Raw genomic sequence first — 16,041 nt, 5'->3', positions numbered from 1 at the left:
ATTTAGAGGGAGGCGGAAATGCCAAGATTTGCAGCCAATCTGACTATGCTTTTCAATGAAGTGCCATTCATGGATCGCTTCGCGCTGGCCGCCAAAGCCGGTTTCACAGGGGTTGAATATCTCTTTCCCTATGACTTCAACCGCCATGAGCTGAAAGCAGCGCTTGATCGTCATAATCTGGCACAGGTGCTGCATAATATGCCAGCAGGCAACTGGAGCGCAGGTGAGCGCGGCATTGCGGTTCTGCCGGATCGGATTGACGAATTCCGCCGTGGTGTTGCGGATGCAATTGACTATGCCACAGTGCTCAACTGCTCACAGGTCAATTGTCTCGCGGGGCTTGCGCCGCAGGGCATCGATCCTGATGTGCTGCGCGCAACTTTTGTAAGCAATCTGCGGCTTGCCGCAAGGGAATTGGGCAAGCACGGCATCCGTCTGCTGATCGAGCCGATCAATCATTATGATATGCCGGGCTTCTACCTCAATACGGTTGAACAGGCGGTGTCGATCATTGATGAAGTCGGCAGCAACAACCTGTTCGTTCAATATGACCTTTATCATCAGCAGCGCACGCGCGGCGAACTGATCGCGACTTACGAGCGCTACAAACCGCTGATCGCTCATATCCAGCTTGCCGATAATCCGGGTCGTAACGAACCGGGCACGGGTGAAATCAACTTTTCCTATGTGTTCGAGGCGCTGAAAGCGGCTGGCTACAAGGGCTGGATCGGCTGCGAATACAAGCCAAAGACAACCACTGAGGAAGGTCTTGGCTGGTTCACACAAAAGGACGTCGAGCGGTTAAGCGCATAGGGAGATTTGATATGGCTAAAATTGGCTTTATCGGGCTTGGCATCATGGGCAAGCCAATGGCGCAGCATTTGCTAAATGCGGGCCACCAGCTTTTCACTTCAAAGCACTCAAAGCCGCCGCACAAGGACTTGCTGGATGCAGGATTGAGCGTGCTTGAAACGCCAAAAGCCGTCGCGGCCGAATGCGAGACGATCATTCTCATGTTGCCCGATACGCCGCAGGTAGCGGACGTTCTGTTCAGTGAAAATGGCGTTGCGGAAGGTTTGGGCAAAGGCAAGACGCTCATTGATATGAGCTCGATTTCACCCATCGAAACCAAGGAATTTGCAAAAAAGGTTAGGGAAACGGGTGCGGAATATATCGATGCACCTGTATCGGGCGGCGAAGTCGGCGCGAAAAATGCCAGCCTTTCCATCATGGCAGGCGGTGCGCAGGACGCGTTTGAAAAGGCGCTGCCGCTTTTGAAGCTCATGGGCAAAAACATCACGCTTGTTGGTGATTGCGGTGACGGCCAGACCACCAAAGTCGCCAACCAGATTATCGTTGCGCTCAATATTGAAGCCGTAGCGGAAGCACTGGTTTTCGCTTCCAAAGCGGGCGCTGATCCGTCGAAGGTGCGCGAAGCACTGATGGGTGGGTTCGCGTCATCGCGTATCCTTGAAGTGCATGGCGAGCGGATGATCAAGCGCACCTTCGATCCGGGTTTCCGCATTTCGCTGCATCAGAAGGATTTGAATCTGGCATTGCAGGGCGCAAAGGCTCTCGGCGTTTCGCTGCCAAACACCGCAACCGCTCAGGAACTGTTGAACTCTTGCGCAGCACACGGTGATGACGGCCTGGATCATTCGGGACTGGTTCGCGCGCTGGAGCGTATGGCGAACCATGATGTAGCTTAACTTTTCTGGAGGGGAGAGAGTGGAGCTGGTTATCTGGAGCGAGATGACCGGCTCCATTGCTTTTGTGCATGCAGCACGAAATAGTGCGCGTAAACAAAAACGAACAAATGGGAATCTCATGGCAGCCATCACCGATCCGAAGAAGTTTCTGACCAGTCTTTTCGATGCAGCGGTTGCCGCTGCCGATCCTGAACTGGTGATCCGCGCCAATCTGCCTGCCAAGCCCAAGGGTCGGACGGTCGTGATTGGTGCAGGAAAAGGTTCGGCACAGATGGCGGCCGCTTTTGAACGCGCATGGGCCGAGCGGCATGAGGCTGAGGACGCGCCAATCGAAGGCATTGTCGTCACACGCTATGGCTACGGCACGCCCTGCAAAACCATCGAAATCATTGAAGCCTCGCATCCGGTGCCCGATGATGCGGGGCTTGCGGCTTCAAAACGACTGTTCGACGCCGTTTCGGATCTCACCGGGGATGATCTGGTGGTCGCACTTATTTCCGGCGGAGGCTCGGCCTTGCTGCCATCGCCGCCTGAAGGTCTGACACTGGACGACGAGATTGCTGTCAACAAGGCTTTGCTGGCTTCCGGCGCGCCGATCTCGGCTATGAACGCGGTGCGAAAGCATCTCTCGACCATCAAAGGCGGAAGGCTTTCAGCGGCAGCCCATCCCGCAAGGGTCTTCTCGCTGGTGGTGTCCGATATTCCGGGTGATAATCCAGCCTTTGTCGCATCCGGTCCAACGGTGCCTGATGCAACAACGCGCGATGACGCGCTCAAAATCATTGAACGCTACAAGCTTGAACTGCCGGATGCCGTGCTTGCGCATATCAAAAGCGAAAAAGCCCATGCGCCGAAACCCGACGATGAGATCTTTGCCAATAATGAAATACGCGTGATTGCATCTGCTGCGGTGTCATTGGAAGCAGCCGTCAAAGAAGCCGAGCGCCATGGCGTTGAGGCTGTGATCCTGTCCGACGCAATGGAAGGCGAGGCGCGAGAAGTCGCACATGTTCATGCAGCAATTGCGCGTGAAGTGGCGGATCGTGATCGCCCGTTCAAAAAGCCGGTTGTTTTGCTTTCAGGCGGCGAGACCACCGTCACCATGCGTGGGAAAGGCGGCAAGGGTGGCCGCAACAGCGAGTTTCTGTTGTCTTTTGCGCTCGATATTGATGGCTACAACAATATTCATGCATTGGCGGCTGATACGGATGGTATCGATGGCTCTGAAGACAATGCCGGTGCCTTTGCAGATGGCACCACCGTTTTGCGGCTGCAAAAGGCGGGCGAGGACGGCGCGGCACGACTAAATGCCAATGATGCATGGACAGCATTCGATGCGATTGGTGATCTGTTCATGCCGGGGCCAACAGGCACCAATGTCAACGATCTCCGTGCTATTCTAATAACAGATTAGCGTTCCAGCATGGGGAAGGGGTGTTAAGTTATAACGACTCACAGCCCGCAATCAGGATTCTGTTATAACGATTCATCTTCCTTCGCAGGAGAGCGATCATCATCGATCAGAATCCGGTTGGCCGCACCATCCAGATCGTCATACTGGCCGTTTTTCAAAGACCATAAAAAACCGGCAAGGCCCAGCGCGCCTAAAAACAGCGCGATGGGAATGAGGATAAGAAGGCCGCTCATTTATAAGCTTCCTTCAAAACAACAGCGGGGGCGACAGGGGTCTGCACCTGCTGTTTTTGTTTTCCCGCCCGCAACCGCATCGCATTACTGACCACCACGATGGAAGAGAGCGACATCGAGAGCGCCGCAACAAGCGGCGTTACATAGCCAAACACAGCAATCGGAACGGCAATGATGTTATAACCGATGGAAAGTGCAAAATTCTGCCTGATCAATCTGCCCGCTTCTTTCGAGACGGCAAAGGCCAGCGGCACAGCGGAAAGACTTTCACGCAGGAACACAAAATCGGCAGCGTTGCGGCCAATATCGGCAGCCGTCGCCGGAGCCATCGAAACATGCGAAGCCACAAGGGCGGGCGCGTCGTTGAGCCCGTCGCCAACCATCAACACCTTACGACCTGTGGCGGCCAGTTCCTGCACGAGATGTGACTTGTCGGCAGGCAGCACTTCGCTGCGATAGCTATCGACACCGAGATAACTGGCGAGCCTTTGTACGGCAGGCTTCTTGTCGCCGGAAATGATCTCGAGCTGGAGGCCGTTGCGTTTCAAACTGCCGATGGCAGCAAGCGCGTCTTCACGCGGCTGATCTTCAAACTGGAAGGTTTCAACGAGCTTGCCATTGATGGACAGGCATGTTTCCGGTCCATCAGAAAGCGTGGCATCTGCCTTGCCGTTCGCCCATTCGCGTTTGCCAAGACGATAGATCGTGCCGTTCAGCTCGGCTTCGATACCAAACCCCGTTACTTCCTCGATACGCGTGAAAGCCGTCACAGGCTTTGCACCTGAAAACAGTGCAAGCGCCCGCGATAGGGGATGGCGGGAATAGAGTGACAGCTCAGATGCAATTTCGAGATAATTGGCGTCGATTGTATCGAAACCGATAAGGCGCGGCTGACCGAGTGTCAGCGTGCCGGTTTTGTCGAAGACGGCGGTATCGATCTCTGCCATTCGTTCCATGGCAGAGCCGTCCTTGATCATGATGCCGTTTTCAAACAGGCGACGTGCTGCCACCACTTGCACGATTGGCACCGCAAGCGCCAGTGCGCAGGGACAGGTGATGATGAGCGTGCAGATCGCGATATAGATCGAACGATACCAGTCGCCGCCGGTATAGATCATCCAGCCGACAAAGGCTGCGAAGGCAATGGTGTGTACCATCGGCACATAGAGTTCCGACGCCCTGTCGGCGAGACGGCGATAATAGGCGCGACCGCCTTCGGCCACATCCATCAGGCGCACCATTTCGGCAAGGAAAGAATCCTTTGCTTCTGCGGTTGCACGAATGACGAGCGGGGCGGAGAGGTTCATCGTTCCCGCACGAATATCCGAGCCGGGACCGACAGGAACAGCGTCGCTCTCGCCCGATGCAATCGCGCAATCGAGTTCAGAACGGCCATCCTCTACCCTCGCATCGACGGGCACTCGTTCACCCGCAGCAAGGATGATACGCTGGCCGATACGGATTTCATTGACCGGCACGTAGTTGCGTTCGTCATTGTCGCCGATCACTACCGCACCGCGAGGGCTCAATTGTGCCAGACCATGTACGGCGGAGCGTGCGCGGGCACGCATGAGATAGTCGAGCGTGCGGCCAATCAGCAGAAAGAACAAGAGCGTAACCGAAGCGTCGAAATAGGCGTGCTGCCCATGGTTCATGGTTTCATAAACGCTCATGCCGAAGGCGAGCGAAATGGCGAGCGCAATCGGCACATCCATATTCACGCGGCGGCTGCGAAGGGCATTCCAAGCGGAAACATAGAAAATACGACCCGAATAAATCAATGTCGGCAGCGCGATGAGACCGGAAATCCAATGGAACATGTCGCGGGTAGCGGCATCCGCGCCCGACCAGACCGCAACCGACAACAGCATCACATTGCTGGAAGCAAAAGCTGCAACGCCAAGCGCGATCAGAAGGCGGGTGAAGGTCGGATCCTTGTCCTGCACCATATCGAAAATATGTGCTTCATAACCCAGGCGGCGCAACGGATCGACGACATCGGGCGGTGTCTCGCCATCCTTCCAGCGAATGCTGACGCGGCGGGCCGTAAGGTTGACACGAACGAAAGAAACGCCCGGAATCTTGCCGAGCGTCTCTTCAATGTTCTTGATGCAGAGCCCGCAGTGAACGCCGGGAACCGAAAGGTCGAGCTGGCGCAGACCATCACCAAGGGTGCGGCTGGCGACAAGCATTTCATCGGGCGAAACGGACTGGATGACAGTGGCTATCTGTGCATTTTCAACGCAGCAGCTCATAATATCCTCCCGTCCTTCACGTGAACACGGATAATGTGACGATAGGGGTCTTCGAGACCATAATCGTCTTTGGCATCGGCATTCACTTCCATGATCCACGCCCCCTCATCAAGCGTGAGCGGAGCGCTCAAAAGACCATCTTCGACAACCGAGAGGTTTACCTTGGTGTCATGCGCGTCACCCACGGGGCGCTTGAATTCAACGGTGCCCCCCGTCAAGACAATAGCCTTGCCATCGCGATCAGCAAGACGCCATGAGAATATGCCTTCTTCCAAAGCCGGCTTTGACTGCCAGCCAAGGGCTGCCTGTATCTTGCCGGTCTCGGCCTTGTCGTTGAACTCCTGACTGGCAACATATGTGTTCTTGACGACGAGCCCGCTCCAGCTGCTGACAGCTTTATAGGCCATTGTTATATTGACGGCGATGATGACACCAAAGAAAGCGAGCATGATGCCCAGCATATGCCAGCCGGTGAAGCCATTTGCAGTTTTTGATTTCATGGACATCATCTTTTCTCCCCGGTCATTTCTGGAGCTATGAAGGTTGCCTTATAACGCGCGTGTTCCGCGCCGTCCGCGTCCCGCACTTCGATCTCATAGTCGGAGCGCTGCTCCGTAATGGCATCTTGCGGCAAGCTGACGAAAACGCGCAGCGTTTTCAGCCTGTCGGGTTCAACCGGCACATCATAATTGCCATCAGCATCCATGTTTTCATCCTGCACGGTAAGCGTTGCACCCGGCAGACCTTCGATTGAAAGACGGAAAGTGCGTGGAACCGGGATCATGTTCAGCAGCTTGACCGTATAGCCATTGCGGATTGAACCATCGGATAACAGCACATATTGCGGCGTGCGGTCATGCAGAACATTGATGCCGATGCGCTGGCGCATTGAAAGCGAGATGACCAGTGTCAGGCCGATAAGCGCCCAGACAATGAAGTAGAAAAGAATGCGCGGACGCAGAATCTTTTTCCATGAAAGATGTTCGACCGCAGTCGATAGCTTGTTTGGTGCTTCATAAACCCGTGCCGGATTAATCGGAGCGGTGCCATTGTTGGTGGCCAGCGCCATATTCCAGTCGTAATCCGCAAGTGTCGCATAGGAAATAAGACCGCGTTGTTTTCCGACCTTATCCATCACACTGTCGCAGGCATCGATACAAAGCGCACAGGTGATGCATTCGAGCTGCTGACCATCGCGAATATCGATGCCCATCGGACAGGCGGCGACACAAGCGTTGCAATCCACGCAATCGCCTACGGTTTCCCCCGCGGCAATTGCCTTCTTGGAATGGCGTGAGCGTGGTTCGCCGCGCCAGTCGTTATAGGTCACAGTCAGCGAGTTTTCATCGAGCATCGCGGCCTGAATGCGCGGCCATGGGCACATATAGGTGCAGACCTGCTCGCGCATCAACCCGCCAAAAACATAGGTCGTGGCTGTCAGGATCGCGACGGTAATGTAAGCGACGGGAGCTGCATGTCCGGTCACAAAGTCGACGAGCAGGGTGGGTGCATCGGCAAAATAGAAAATCCACGCGCCGCCCGTCAGCACACCGATCAGCAACCAGATCGCATGCTTGGTTACCCGTTTCCAGATTTTATCAAAGCTCCATGGTGCCTTATCGAGCTTCATACGGGCATTGCGGTCGCCTTCAATGGCGCGCTCGACAACCAGATAAAGATCAACCCATACCGTCTGCGGGCAGGTGTATCCGCACCATGCTCTGCCTGCTGCCGACGTTATCAAAAACAGGCCAAGGCCCGCCATGATGAGCAGACCCGCAACATAATAGAATTCCTGAGGCCAGATTTCTATGAAGAAGAAATAGAAACGGCGATTGGCAAGATCGATCAGAACTGCCTGATCGGGCGCATAAGGCCCACGATCCCAGCGCAGAAATGGCGTCAGATAATAGATCCCCAATGTGATGAACATGATGATCCATTTGAAGCGGCGAAAATTGCCGTGCACACGCTTCGGAAATATCTTCACCCGCGCCGCATACAGCGACTTGCGGATATTGGGGGAATTGACTGCCTGAACGTCTATCCGTTCGACATCGTCTGACATTTGCCTTGCTCCTGAAGCACGATGCCGGACAGACAGAAGCTGGCTTGCCGGGGGATCGCACTTACAATGATTGAGAGCGGGGTGGTTATAAGCCGTCCGTTCTGGTGCATTTCTTATTCAGCTGGCCCCGATGTGCCGTTAAATCGGGACCAGATGGTTCAATTCGCACACATCCCGAAACTGGTCGGCAGTTTCGGGATGTGTTGTGTTGTTATTCACCACCGCCGAGCGAGTGAACGAAGATGGCAAGCTGCTTGACAGTCGCGTCGCCGAGACGAGCTTCCCATGCGGGCATCACGCCATGCTTTGGACGGGCAACCTGCTTTGCAATGGCGTCTTCGCCCGAGCCATAAAACCAGATGGCATCGGTGAGGTTCGGAGCGCCGAATTCCCGCAGGCCCTTGGCATCCGCACCATGGCAGACCGCGCAGTTTTCAGCGAAGACCTGCTTGCCTGCCGGAACCATGTCCGGATTATGTGGCGTGCCGGAGAGGCTGACCACATAGGCAGCGACGTCACGAACCTGTTCCGGTTCAAGTACATCGCCAAAAGCCGGCATTTCGGATATGCGGGTTTCATCATCGGCTGTGTAACGAACGCCATGGCGAATGGTCGTCAGGATGTCATCAACCGAACCACCCCAAAGCCAGTCATCGTCATTGAGGTTGGGATAGCCGGGTGCACCCTGGGCGCCGGTGCCATGACACTGCACACAGTTGACGCGGAAAGCTGCCGCACCGCCTGCAATTGCATACTGGCGCAGGTTTTCATCAGCGATGATCTCATGCACGTCTTTGGCATTGATCTGGTCCATGATGCCCTGACGCTCAGATGCGATCTCGGCATTTTCCTTCCAGAAGTCACCACGGCTTGACCATTCGGTGAGACCCGCTGTCGAGCTTGAGATCAACGGCCATGCCGGATAGGCGATGACATAGGCAATCGCCCAGACAATGGTTGCATAGAAGGTCCACAGCCACCAGCGTGGCATGGGATTGTCGAGTTCCTTGATCCCGTCCCATTCATGGCCGGTGGTTTCTACACCGCTGACTTCATCAATCTGTTTGTCAGTCATTTTTGTCGTCCTTGAATGGAATTTCCTTCGCTTCATCGGCTTTCTTTTTGCTTCCCGGACGGAAAGCAAAAAGCACGACAAAGACAAAGAACAGAGCCATCGCGAGCAGGCCCCAGCTATCGGCGAAAGTGCGCAAGGTGTTATAATCCATGGCTAATTCTCCGTGTTATCGTGCTTTGGGGGACTGGTCGTAGGTCGAGAAGTCAACGAGCGTACCGAGCATCTGGAGATAGGCGACCAACGCATCCATCTCCGAAATGACCTGCGGATTGCCATCGAAGTCGCCAACCTTCGCCTTGGGGTAACGTTCGAGAAGGGCAGTCGTATCGGCATCAGGCTCGGCCTGTGCTTTGAGATCTGCAAGCGCGTTATCGACCATCTCTTGGCTATACGGCACACCAACAGCAACATTGGCTTTGAGATTGGCAGAAATATCACTGACCTTGAGCGGGTTGTTGAGCAGGAATCCGTAATTCGGCATGACCGATTCCGGTACCACGTCACGCGGACGCACCAGATGCTGTACGTGCCACTCGTTGGAATAACGGCCGCCGACACGTGCCAGATCAGGTCCGGTGCGCTTTGAACCCCACTGGAACGAATGGTCATACATGGATTCCGCAGCCAGAGAGTAATGACCGTAACGCTCCACTTCGTCGCGGAACGGACGGATCATCTGGCTGTGGCAGAGATAGCAGCCTTCACGCACATAGATGTCGCGGCCCGCCAGTTCCAGCGGTGAATAGGGACGCATCCCTTCCACCTTCTCGATGGTGTTTTCGAGATAGAACAGCGGTGCGATTTCCACGATGCCGCCGACAGTCACAACAGCCAGCGAGGCGATCAGCAACAGCGTTGCGTTTTTCTCCAGTGTGGAGTGTTTTTTCAGAAAAGACATAAATCACACTCCTTATTCGGCTGGCTGAACAGTTGCGCCAACCACAGGCTGCGCACCGCCCATAGGGGCTTCCTTGCGCAGGTTTCCGCGAATGGTCTGATAGACGTTCCAGGCCATCACCAGTCCACCGGCGAGGTAGAGCACACCGCCCAGTGTACGGATGACGTAGTAAGGGAACATGGCCGCAACGGTTTCGACGAACGAGTAGACGAGGAAGCCCTGGCTGTCATATTCGCGCCACATCAGACCCTGCTGGATGCCGGCAACCCACATGGCGGCGGCGTAGAGCACGATGCCGAGTGTAGCGAGCCAGAAGTGCCAGTTGACCATACGGATCGAATAGAGGCGTTCACGGTTCCACAGCTTTGGTGTCAGGTAGTAGACAGCCGCAAAGGTGATCATGCCGTTCCAGCCAAGCGCACCCGCATGAACGTGACCAATGGTCCAGTCTGTGTAGTGCGAGAGCGAGTTGACAGCCTTGATCGACAGCATTGGACCTTCAAACGTTGCCATGCCGTAGAAGGCGATAGCAGCAACCATCAGACGGATGATCGGATCGGTACGAACCTTGTCCCAGGCGCCCGAGAGCGTCATCAGACCGTTGATCATACCACCCCAAGAAGGCATCCAGAGCATGATCGAGAACACCATGCCGAGCGTCTGTGCCCAATCGGGAACAGCCGTGTAATGCAGGTGGTGCGGACCAGCCCAGATGTAGAGGAAAATGATCGACCAGAAGTGTACGATCGACAGACGGTATGAATAGATCGGGCGGTTTGCCTGCTTCGGCACGAAGTAATACATCATGGCGAGGAACGGCACGGTCAGGAAGAACGCCACAGCGTTATGACCATACCACCACTGCGTCACCGCATCCTGAACGCCTGCGAAAGCCGAATAGCTCTTCACGCCAAGGAACGAAACCGGGATCGCCAGATTGTTGACGATGTGCAACATGGCGATTGTGATAATGAATGACAGATAGAACCAGTTTGCCACATAGATATGCGGTTCTTTGCGCTTGAGCACGGTGCCCAAGAAAACAGCAAGATAGGCAACCCAGACGATCGTCAGCCAGATGTCGACATACCATTCCGGTTCAGCATATTCGCGCGACTGCGTAATGCCGAGCAGATAGCCGGTCGCAGCCATCACGATGAAAAGCTGATAACCCCAGAACACGAACCATGCGAGATCGCCGCCAAACAGGCGTGCGCGACAGGTGCGCTGCACAACATAGAAGGATGATGCAAGCAGGATATTGCCGCCAAATGCAAACACGACCCCGGACGTATGCAATGGACGCAGGCGACCGAAATTGAAATAAGGCTCCAGGTTCAGATCGGGGAAGGCGAGCTGTGCTGCGATTAGCACCCCGACAAGAAAGCCAACAACGCCCCAGAAGACGGTTGCGATGACGCCATAGCGCACTGGCCCGTCCATATATGTCGACTGGTCGACTTTCTTGGACTTCAGGCTGTAATCGGCATTGCGCATCAGCAGAATGGTGAAAATGGCGAGTACGGCGAACAAAATCCACATATGGATTCTGAACAACTCATCATGAGAAAGTCCGGCCAGAAGCACAGCAAAAAGTGCTCCCAGACCAGACAGGACTGTTCCAGCGGCGTAGTTCATGTAATCCCCTCGCAGCACAAGTCAGAAGCTGCCCCGAAAAAGACAACTATAGCGATAGGTGTTCTATCGGCTTTTTGTGCACGAGTGTCATTGATCTAAATCAAACAAGAATTGATTGGGGTGCGACGAATTGGGAGTTCGCGGAAGTCAGGAGGGGGTAGTCTCGGGCACGAGATGGATCAGGACGTCCACCTTGCTGATCTTGTAACCTGCGGGAGGCACAGGCAGCGGACCGATACCGATATCACCAGATGCGATATCGACTATCTGATCCTGATCGCAAATGTAGAAATGCGCATGATCGCCTGTGTCAGTGTCGAAATAGGTGCGCTCGCCGTGAATGCTGATTTTGCGGATGAGTCCTGCATCGGCAAATTGATTAAGCGTGTTGTAAACTGTTGCAACCGATAGTTTTTCCCCAAGCAGCAGAGCTTCTTCATTCAACATACCCGGCGTTATGTGCCGATGCGTTTCGACGAAAAGCAGGGAGCCGAGAGCTATACGCTGACGGGTCGGGCGTAACCCGGCCCGTCTTAAAATTGCTTTGACTGCCAATGCTCGCTGCTTGCCAAAAGAGGGGAGAGACTTTGACAAGAGCTGTGAGGCTTGTGGCCCCGTATGGGGATTGAACAGCATGGACAGTCGCGGCCTTTTTGCTCAAAATCTATGCCTGAAAGAACGCAAATTATATTGACCTTAATTGCAAATCGTTTGCAATTGCATATTACAGCGGGCGCATTTTCCGTCAACCCACAAGATCTAGGGGTTAAATTGAGGCCTGTGCGTGGATAATGACCATCGCCCGCAAGCCGCCTTCCGGGCGATTATGAAGTGCTACCTCACCGCCCATCCGGGTTGCTGCCATCTTCACGATCGCCAGCCCCAATCCGCTGCCGTTTTTGCTTCTGTTTGCACCGCGATAAAAGCGCTCCGTCACATGCTCCATATCTTCAGGCGAAATGCCGGGTCCATCATCCTCGACGGTGAGAACAACGCTATCGCCATCCAGTTGAAGACCGCATCGCACAGACCCGCCTTCAGGCGAATGATTGACGGCGTTCTCAATGAGATTGCGCAAGGCCAGGGTGAAGAGATGCGGATATTGCATTGTGACAAGCGGCAGATTGTTAGGCAATTCGATCTTCACGCCCCGATGGGCTGCAAGCATGCGCATATCGGTTGAAATCGAGACAAGCAGCTGGCACGCGGGCTCTGGTGCGGGTGGCTCGATCTCGTCGCCGGTCTCAAGCGCTGCCAGATCCAGTAACTGATTGACGAGACGACTGGTACGATCAACACCTGCAGCAATATGGCGGACTGCATTCATGCGCATGGCGTCGTCTTTGGCGCCTTCGGCGATTTGCGCCTGTGTTTTCAGGCCCGCAAGCGGTGTTTTCAGTTCATGCGCAGCAAAAATAGCGAAATTGCGCTCACGTTCACGCGCCTCTTCAACCCGATGGAAAAGGTCGTTCAAGGCGGACACTGCGGGCGCGATTTCGGAAGGCAGCCTTTCTTCCGGCAGTGGCTGCAAATCCCGCGCGTCGCGCTTGGACAAGGTACTGGCCAGACTGCTTAGCGGATTAAGGCCCCGTCGCACGCAAAGCCAGATCAGGATGGCAAGAATCGGGAGCAGCAACAGAGCGGGCAGAACCACACCGGCTACCACATTTTGCACAAGCCGCTCGCGTACAGAAAGGCTGTCGGCCACCATGACACGCAAACCAAGCTGCGTGTTTTCAACCGCGAAAACCCGCCAGCGATCGCCTGCAACAACCGTATCCGAAAAGCCATTGGCAACATTGGTCAGTCGGACGCCCGGAGCGCTTTCAGACCGGCCCACCAGTCGGCCGTCAATCGCCCATATCTGACAGAAAAGCTGCCTGTCATAGAGCGGAAAATCGGGCAAAGGCTTGAGTGAAAGTTGTCCGCCATTTCCATTAGGCCCCATTTCGACGCGCCTTTCGGTCAACATCGAGTTGACCATGCGGGCTGCTTCCATCAGTCGGGCATCCAGTACTTTTTCAAGTCGGGATTCTGTACTCACATGAATCCAGATAACGGCAAATACCCAGACGAGACAGGTGACACCGATCAATATGCCTGTCAGGCGGCTGCGAATGGAATTCATGTCTGTGCTCCGCCAAGCCGGTAGCCGACACCGCGCACGGTCTCGATGAAACTGGAGCCAAGTTTGGACCGCAGATGATGAATATGCACCTCAACCGCGTTGCTTTCGACTTCTTCCTGCCAGCCATAAAGCGCTTCTTCAAGCGACGACTTGGAAACGGTCGCCGTCGGGCGCTCCATCAAACTGCGTAGTATTGAAAATTCTCGGCGGGTAAGACGGAGTGGCTCACCCTTGAACTGAGTCGACATTTCAGCAGGATCAAGCTCTACGCCCTGCCATTCAAGCGTGGCACTTGCACGCCCGTTACCGCGCCGGGCAATCGCACGCACACGCGCTGCAAGCTCATGCAGATCGAAGGGTTTGCCAACATAATCATCGGCTCCTGCATCAAGTCCTGCAATGCGCTCGGGCACCTGATCGCGTGCGGTCAGCAAAAGGACCGGGGTTTCATCCCGCGCCTGGCGCATGGATTTCAGGATGTCGAGGCCCGAGCCATCCGGCAACATGAGGTCGAGCACCACTGCGTTGTAGTTCTGCGTTGAAAGGGCAGCTTCCGCGTCGCCACAGTTTGCAACGCCATCCACGGTGAATCCAGCCAATCCCAGCCCCACGGAAAGCCCGTCGAGCAGGATTGCATCATCTTCAACCACCAGAATGCGCATGTGTCTTCCTGTTTCCGCCGTGTTTGGTCTGTAAGCGGCTTCTCGCTTTGCCAGCTTAAGGCTGCCTTAAGGTGACGACAGCATTTGCTTTTTACAACTGAATTCATTTCTTGGAATCAGATTACCCGGAATAACCCGAATGCGCTTTTTCGCAATACTTGCTGCTTTTTTTATATTTGCCCTTTCCCCTGTTCTGGCTGCAAATCCGCTGCCGGTCGATGATGCTTTTCGTTTGAATGTTGCAAAAGATGGCGACAACCGACTCCTGCTGAACTGGCAGATTGCTGAGGGCTATTATCTCTATCGCGATCATATCGAAGCACACGATGCGAAAGGCGTAAAACTCACGGTTGATACGCAACCGGGCATCGCCAAGGACGATCCGAATTTCGGGCGGCTTGAAGTCTATTACACGCGAACAAGTGCCAGTGTTCCGGTGAGCAGCGAACCCATTCGGCTTACCTATCAGGGGTGTCAGGAAGACGGTATCTGTTATCGTCCCGAAACGCGCATGATTGATCCCGTGACGTTAGCCGTCGGTTCGCAGATGGGCAAAGCATTTACGAACGGCGCTGTATTTACAGCCGCATCCGCTCCAGTGACCGGTAGCAAAGCTTTCGCGCTCGCGCCTGAAAAGGGCATGATCGAAAGTCTTCTCGATCAGGGCGGTTCAGCACTGGTGATCGCGGCTTTCCTTGTCTTTGGCGTGTTGCTGGCCTTCACGCCTTGCGTATTTCCAATTTATCCGATTGTTGCGGGAACATTGGCGCGGGAAGGTGAAAAACTGAATGCCAAGCGCGGCTTCGTGCTCTCCAGCACTTATGTGTTCAGTCTTGCACTTGGTTTTGCCGTCATCGGTGCGATTGCAGGCTGGTCGGGCCAGAACCTGCAAATGGTGCTGCAATCCAAATGGATGGCGCTTGCACTGGCTGGCATCTTCACACTGCTTGCTCTTTCAATGTTTGGCCTGTTCCAGCTACAGCTACCATCCTCCTGGGTCAGTGCAATCTCTGCGAAAACCGGCCAAGGCACTGGAAATAAGCGCACCGGGTCCAAACGCTCTGCTGCGATTCTTGGTTTTTCCTCGGTCCTGATTGTCGGTCCTTGTGTCACGGCACCGCTGGCTGGTGCGCTGCTCTACATCGCACAGACGGCTAACGTAGCACTTGGCGCCGGCGCGCTCTTTGCGCTTGGCATCGGTAAAGGCCTGCCGCTAATTGCTGTTGCAACGGCGGGTGCAGGCACCTTGCCACGTGCAGGCGCGTGGATGGAGCTGGTCAAGCAGCTATTCGGTTTTGGTTTCCTCGCCACCGCTATTTTCATGGCCGCACCCTTGCTGCCATCAGGCGTGGATATGGTTCTATGGGCCTTGTTGCTGTTTGGCGTGGCGTGCTTTGCATTTCTCAAAATCCCGGACCGCAACCTTGTTGCTCGCACGCTTGGCACGGCTGCCTTTGTATATGGCGTCATCCTGATGATTGGCGTGTCATCGGGTGGTCGCGATCCGTTGCAACCGCTGGCAGCATTAGCTAATCGTGATGTTAACCATGTTTCAGCCGCGTTGCGATTCGCGCCGGTTGAAACGGTTTCTGCCCTTCAGGAAAAACTGGACGCGGCGCACGGCGATAAGCCGACGCTGGTCTATTTCACGGCAGACTGGTGCGTAAGCTGCTCCACTGTGGAGCGGCGCGTGTTGCCGGATGCAGGCGTCAAGAAAGCGCTTGGTGGATATCAGCTTATCAAGGCGGATGTTTCCGAGCTCAATGCGGGCAATGCCGAGCTTATGGCAAAGCTCAAAGTGGCAGGTCCGCCGACCATGGTTTTCTTCAATAATGCCAGCAAGGAGCCTGAAGGAACACGCTTGGTTGGCGACGTTTCGCCAGCAATGATTGAACACTCGGTCGGGCTTATTCATGCCGGCCAGAAACAAGGTTTTTAGGATTGATCATGGCTCGGGGACA

The 16,041-nt window shown here is 54.9% G+C and carries 15 protein-coding genes; 4 read left to right on the top strand and 11 right to left on the bottom strand.

What is annotated here, in order from left to right; all coding sequences use genetic code 11:
* Positions 1 to 18 precede the first annotated feature (18 nt).
* The 3 genes from hyi (at position 19) to H5024_RS10540 (ending at position 3,123) form a co-directional block, all read left to right on the top strand.
* The gene (hyi, locus tag H5024_RS10550) at positions 19 to 813 is read left to right on the top strand and encodes a hydroxypyruvate isomerase (RefSeq protein WP_187546227.1); all 795 of its coding nucleotides are present in this window, start codon (positions 19 to 21) and stop codon (positions 811 to 813) included.
* A gap of 11 nt (positions 814 to 824) precedes the next feature.
* Positions 825 to 1,709: a 2-hydroxy-3-oxopropionate reductase gene (locus H5024_RS10545; RefSeq protein WP_187546225.1), complete on the top strand. Its 885-nt coding sequence runs from the start codon at positions 825 to 827 to the stop codon at positions 1,707 to 1,709.
* Between the two features lie 118 nt (positions 1,710 to 1,827).
* On the top strand, positions 1,828 to 3,123 hold the full coding sequence (locus tag H5024_RS10540; RefSeq protein WP_187546223.1) for a glycerate kinase: 1,296 nt from the start codon (positions 1,828 to 1,830) through the stop codon (positions 3,121 to 3,123).
* A gap of 62 nt (positions 3,124 to 3,185) precedes the next feature.
* Here the strand turns inward: H5024_RS10540 and ccoS are convergent, their stop codons facing one another.
* From ccoS to H5024_RS10485, 11 genes are all read right to left on the bottom strand, one after another.
* On the bottom strand, positions 3,186 to 3,356 hold the full coding sequence (ccoS, locus tag H5024_RS10535) for a cbb3-type cytochrome oxidase assembly protein CcoS (RefSeq protein ID WP_187546220.1): 171 nt from the start codon (positions 3,354 to 3,356) through the stop codon (positions 3,186 to 3,188).
* Positions 3,353 to 5,611, bottom strand: a complete 2,259-nt coding sequence (locus tag H5024_RS10530) for a cation-translocating P-type ATPase (protein ID WP_187546218.1) — start codon at positions 5,609 to 5,611, stop codon at positions 3,353 to 3,355. The genes ccoS and H5024_RS10530 overlap by 4 nt, the downstream gene beginning before the upstream one ends.
* Positions 5,608 to 6,117, bottom strand: coding sequence for a FixH family protein (locus tag H5024_RS10525; protein WP_187546775.1), 510 nt, complete (start codon positions 6,115 to 6,117; stop codon positions 5,608 to 5,610). Before H5024_RS10525 ends, H5024_RS10530 begins: the two co-directional genes overlap by 4 nt.
* Positions 6,117 to 7,679, bottom strand: a complete 1,563-nt coding sequence (ccoG, locus tag H5024_RS10520; protein WP_187546216.1) for a cytochrome c oxidase accessory protein CcoG — start codon at positions 7,677 to 7,679, stop codon at positions 6,117 to 6,119. The genes H5024_RS10525 and ccoG overlap by 1 nt, the downstream gene beginning before the upstream one ends.
* Before the next feature lie 211 nt (positions 7,680 to 7,890).
* Positions 7,891 to 8,754, bottom strand: coding sequence for a cytochrome-c oxidase, cbb3-type subunit III (ccoP, locus tag H5024_RS10515; RefSeq protein WP_187546213.1), 864 nt, complete (start codon positions 8,752 to 8,754; stop codon positions 7,891 to 7,893).
* Positions 8,747 to 8,905, bottom strand: coding sequence for a cbb3-type cytochrome c oxidase subunit 3 (locus H5024_RS10510; RefSeq protein WP_139973434.1), 159 nt, complete (start codon positions 8,903 to 8,905; stop codon positions 8,747 to 8,749). The genes ccoP and H5024_RS10510 overlap by 8 nt, the downstream gene beginning before the upstream one ends.
* Positions 8,906 to 8,920: 15 nt before the next feature.
* Positions 8,921 to 9,652: a cytochrome-c oxidase, cbb3-type subunit II gene (gene ccoO / locus H5024_RS10505; RefSeq protein ID WP_187546211.1), complete on the bottom strand. Its 732-nt coding sequence runs from the start codon at positions 9,650 to 9,652 to the stop codon at positions 8,921 to 8,923.
* 12 nt (positions 9,653 to 9,664) lie between these two features.
* Positions 9,665 to 11,290, bottom strand: a complete 1,626-nt coding sequence (gene ccoN / locus H5024_RS10500) for a cytochrome-c oxidase, cbb3-type subunit I (protein WP_187546209.1) — start codon at positions 11,288 to 11,290, stop codon at positions 9,665 to 9,667.
* Positions 11,291 to 11,437: 147 nt separating this feature from the next.
* A complete protein-coding gene (irrA, locus tag H5024_RS10495) occupies positions 11,438 to 11,845 on the bottom strand; it encodes an iron response transcriptional regulator IrrA (protein ID WP_247875231.1) in 408 nt (135 codons plus the stop codon).
* 211 nt (positions 11,846 to 12,056) lie between these two features.
* Positions 12,057 to 13,418: an ATP-binding protein gene (locus H5024_RS10490; RefSeq protein ID WP_187546204.1), complete on the bottom strand. Its 1,362-nt coding sequence runs from the start codon at positions 13,416 to 13,418 to the stop codon at positions 12,057 to 12,059.
* A complete protein-coding gene (locus H5024_RS10485; RefSeq protein WP_187546202.1) occupies positions 13,415 to 14,080 on the bottom strand; it encodes a response regulator in 666 nt (221 codons plus the stop codon). Before H5024_RS10485 ends, H5024_RS10490 begins: the two co-directional genes overlap by 4 nt.
* 139 nt (positions 14,081 to 14,219) lie before the next feature.
* Here H5024_RS10485 and dsbD point away from each other — a divergent pair, with 139 nt between their 5' ends.
* On the top strand, positions 14,220 to 16,019 hold the full coding sequence (gene dsbD / locus H5024_RS10480) for a protein-disulfide reductase DsbD (protein ID WP_187546200.1): 1,800 nt from the start codon (positions 14,220 to 14,222) through the stop codon (positions 16,017 to 16,019).
* Positions 16,020 to 16,041 lie beyond the last annotated feature (22 nt).

Source organism: Ochrobactrum sp. Marseille-Q0166 (assembly GCF_014397025.1).
Lineage (GTDB): Bacteria > Pseudomonadota > Alphaproteobacteria > Rhizobiales > Rhizobiaceae > Brucella.
The sequence above is the reverse complement of the archived record's forward strand: the minus strand, read 5'-3'. Positions and strand labels throughout refer to the sequence as shown.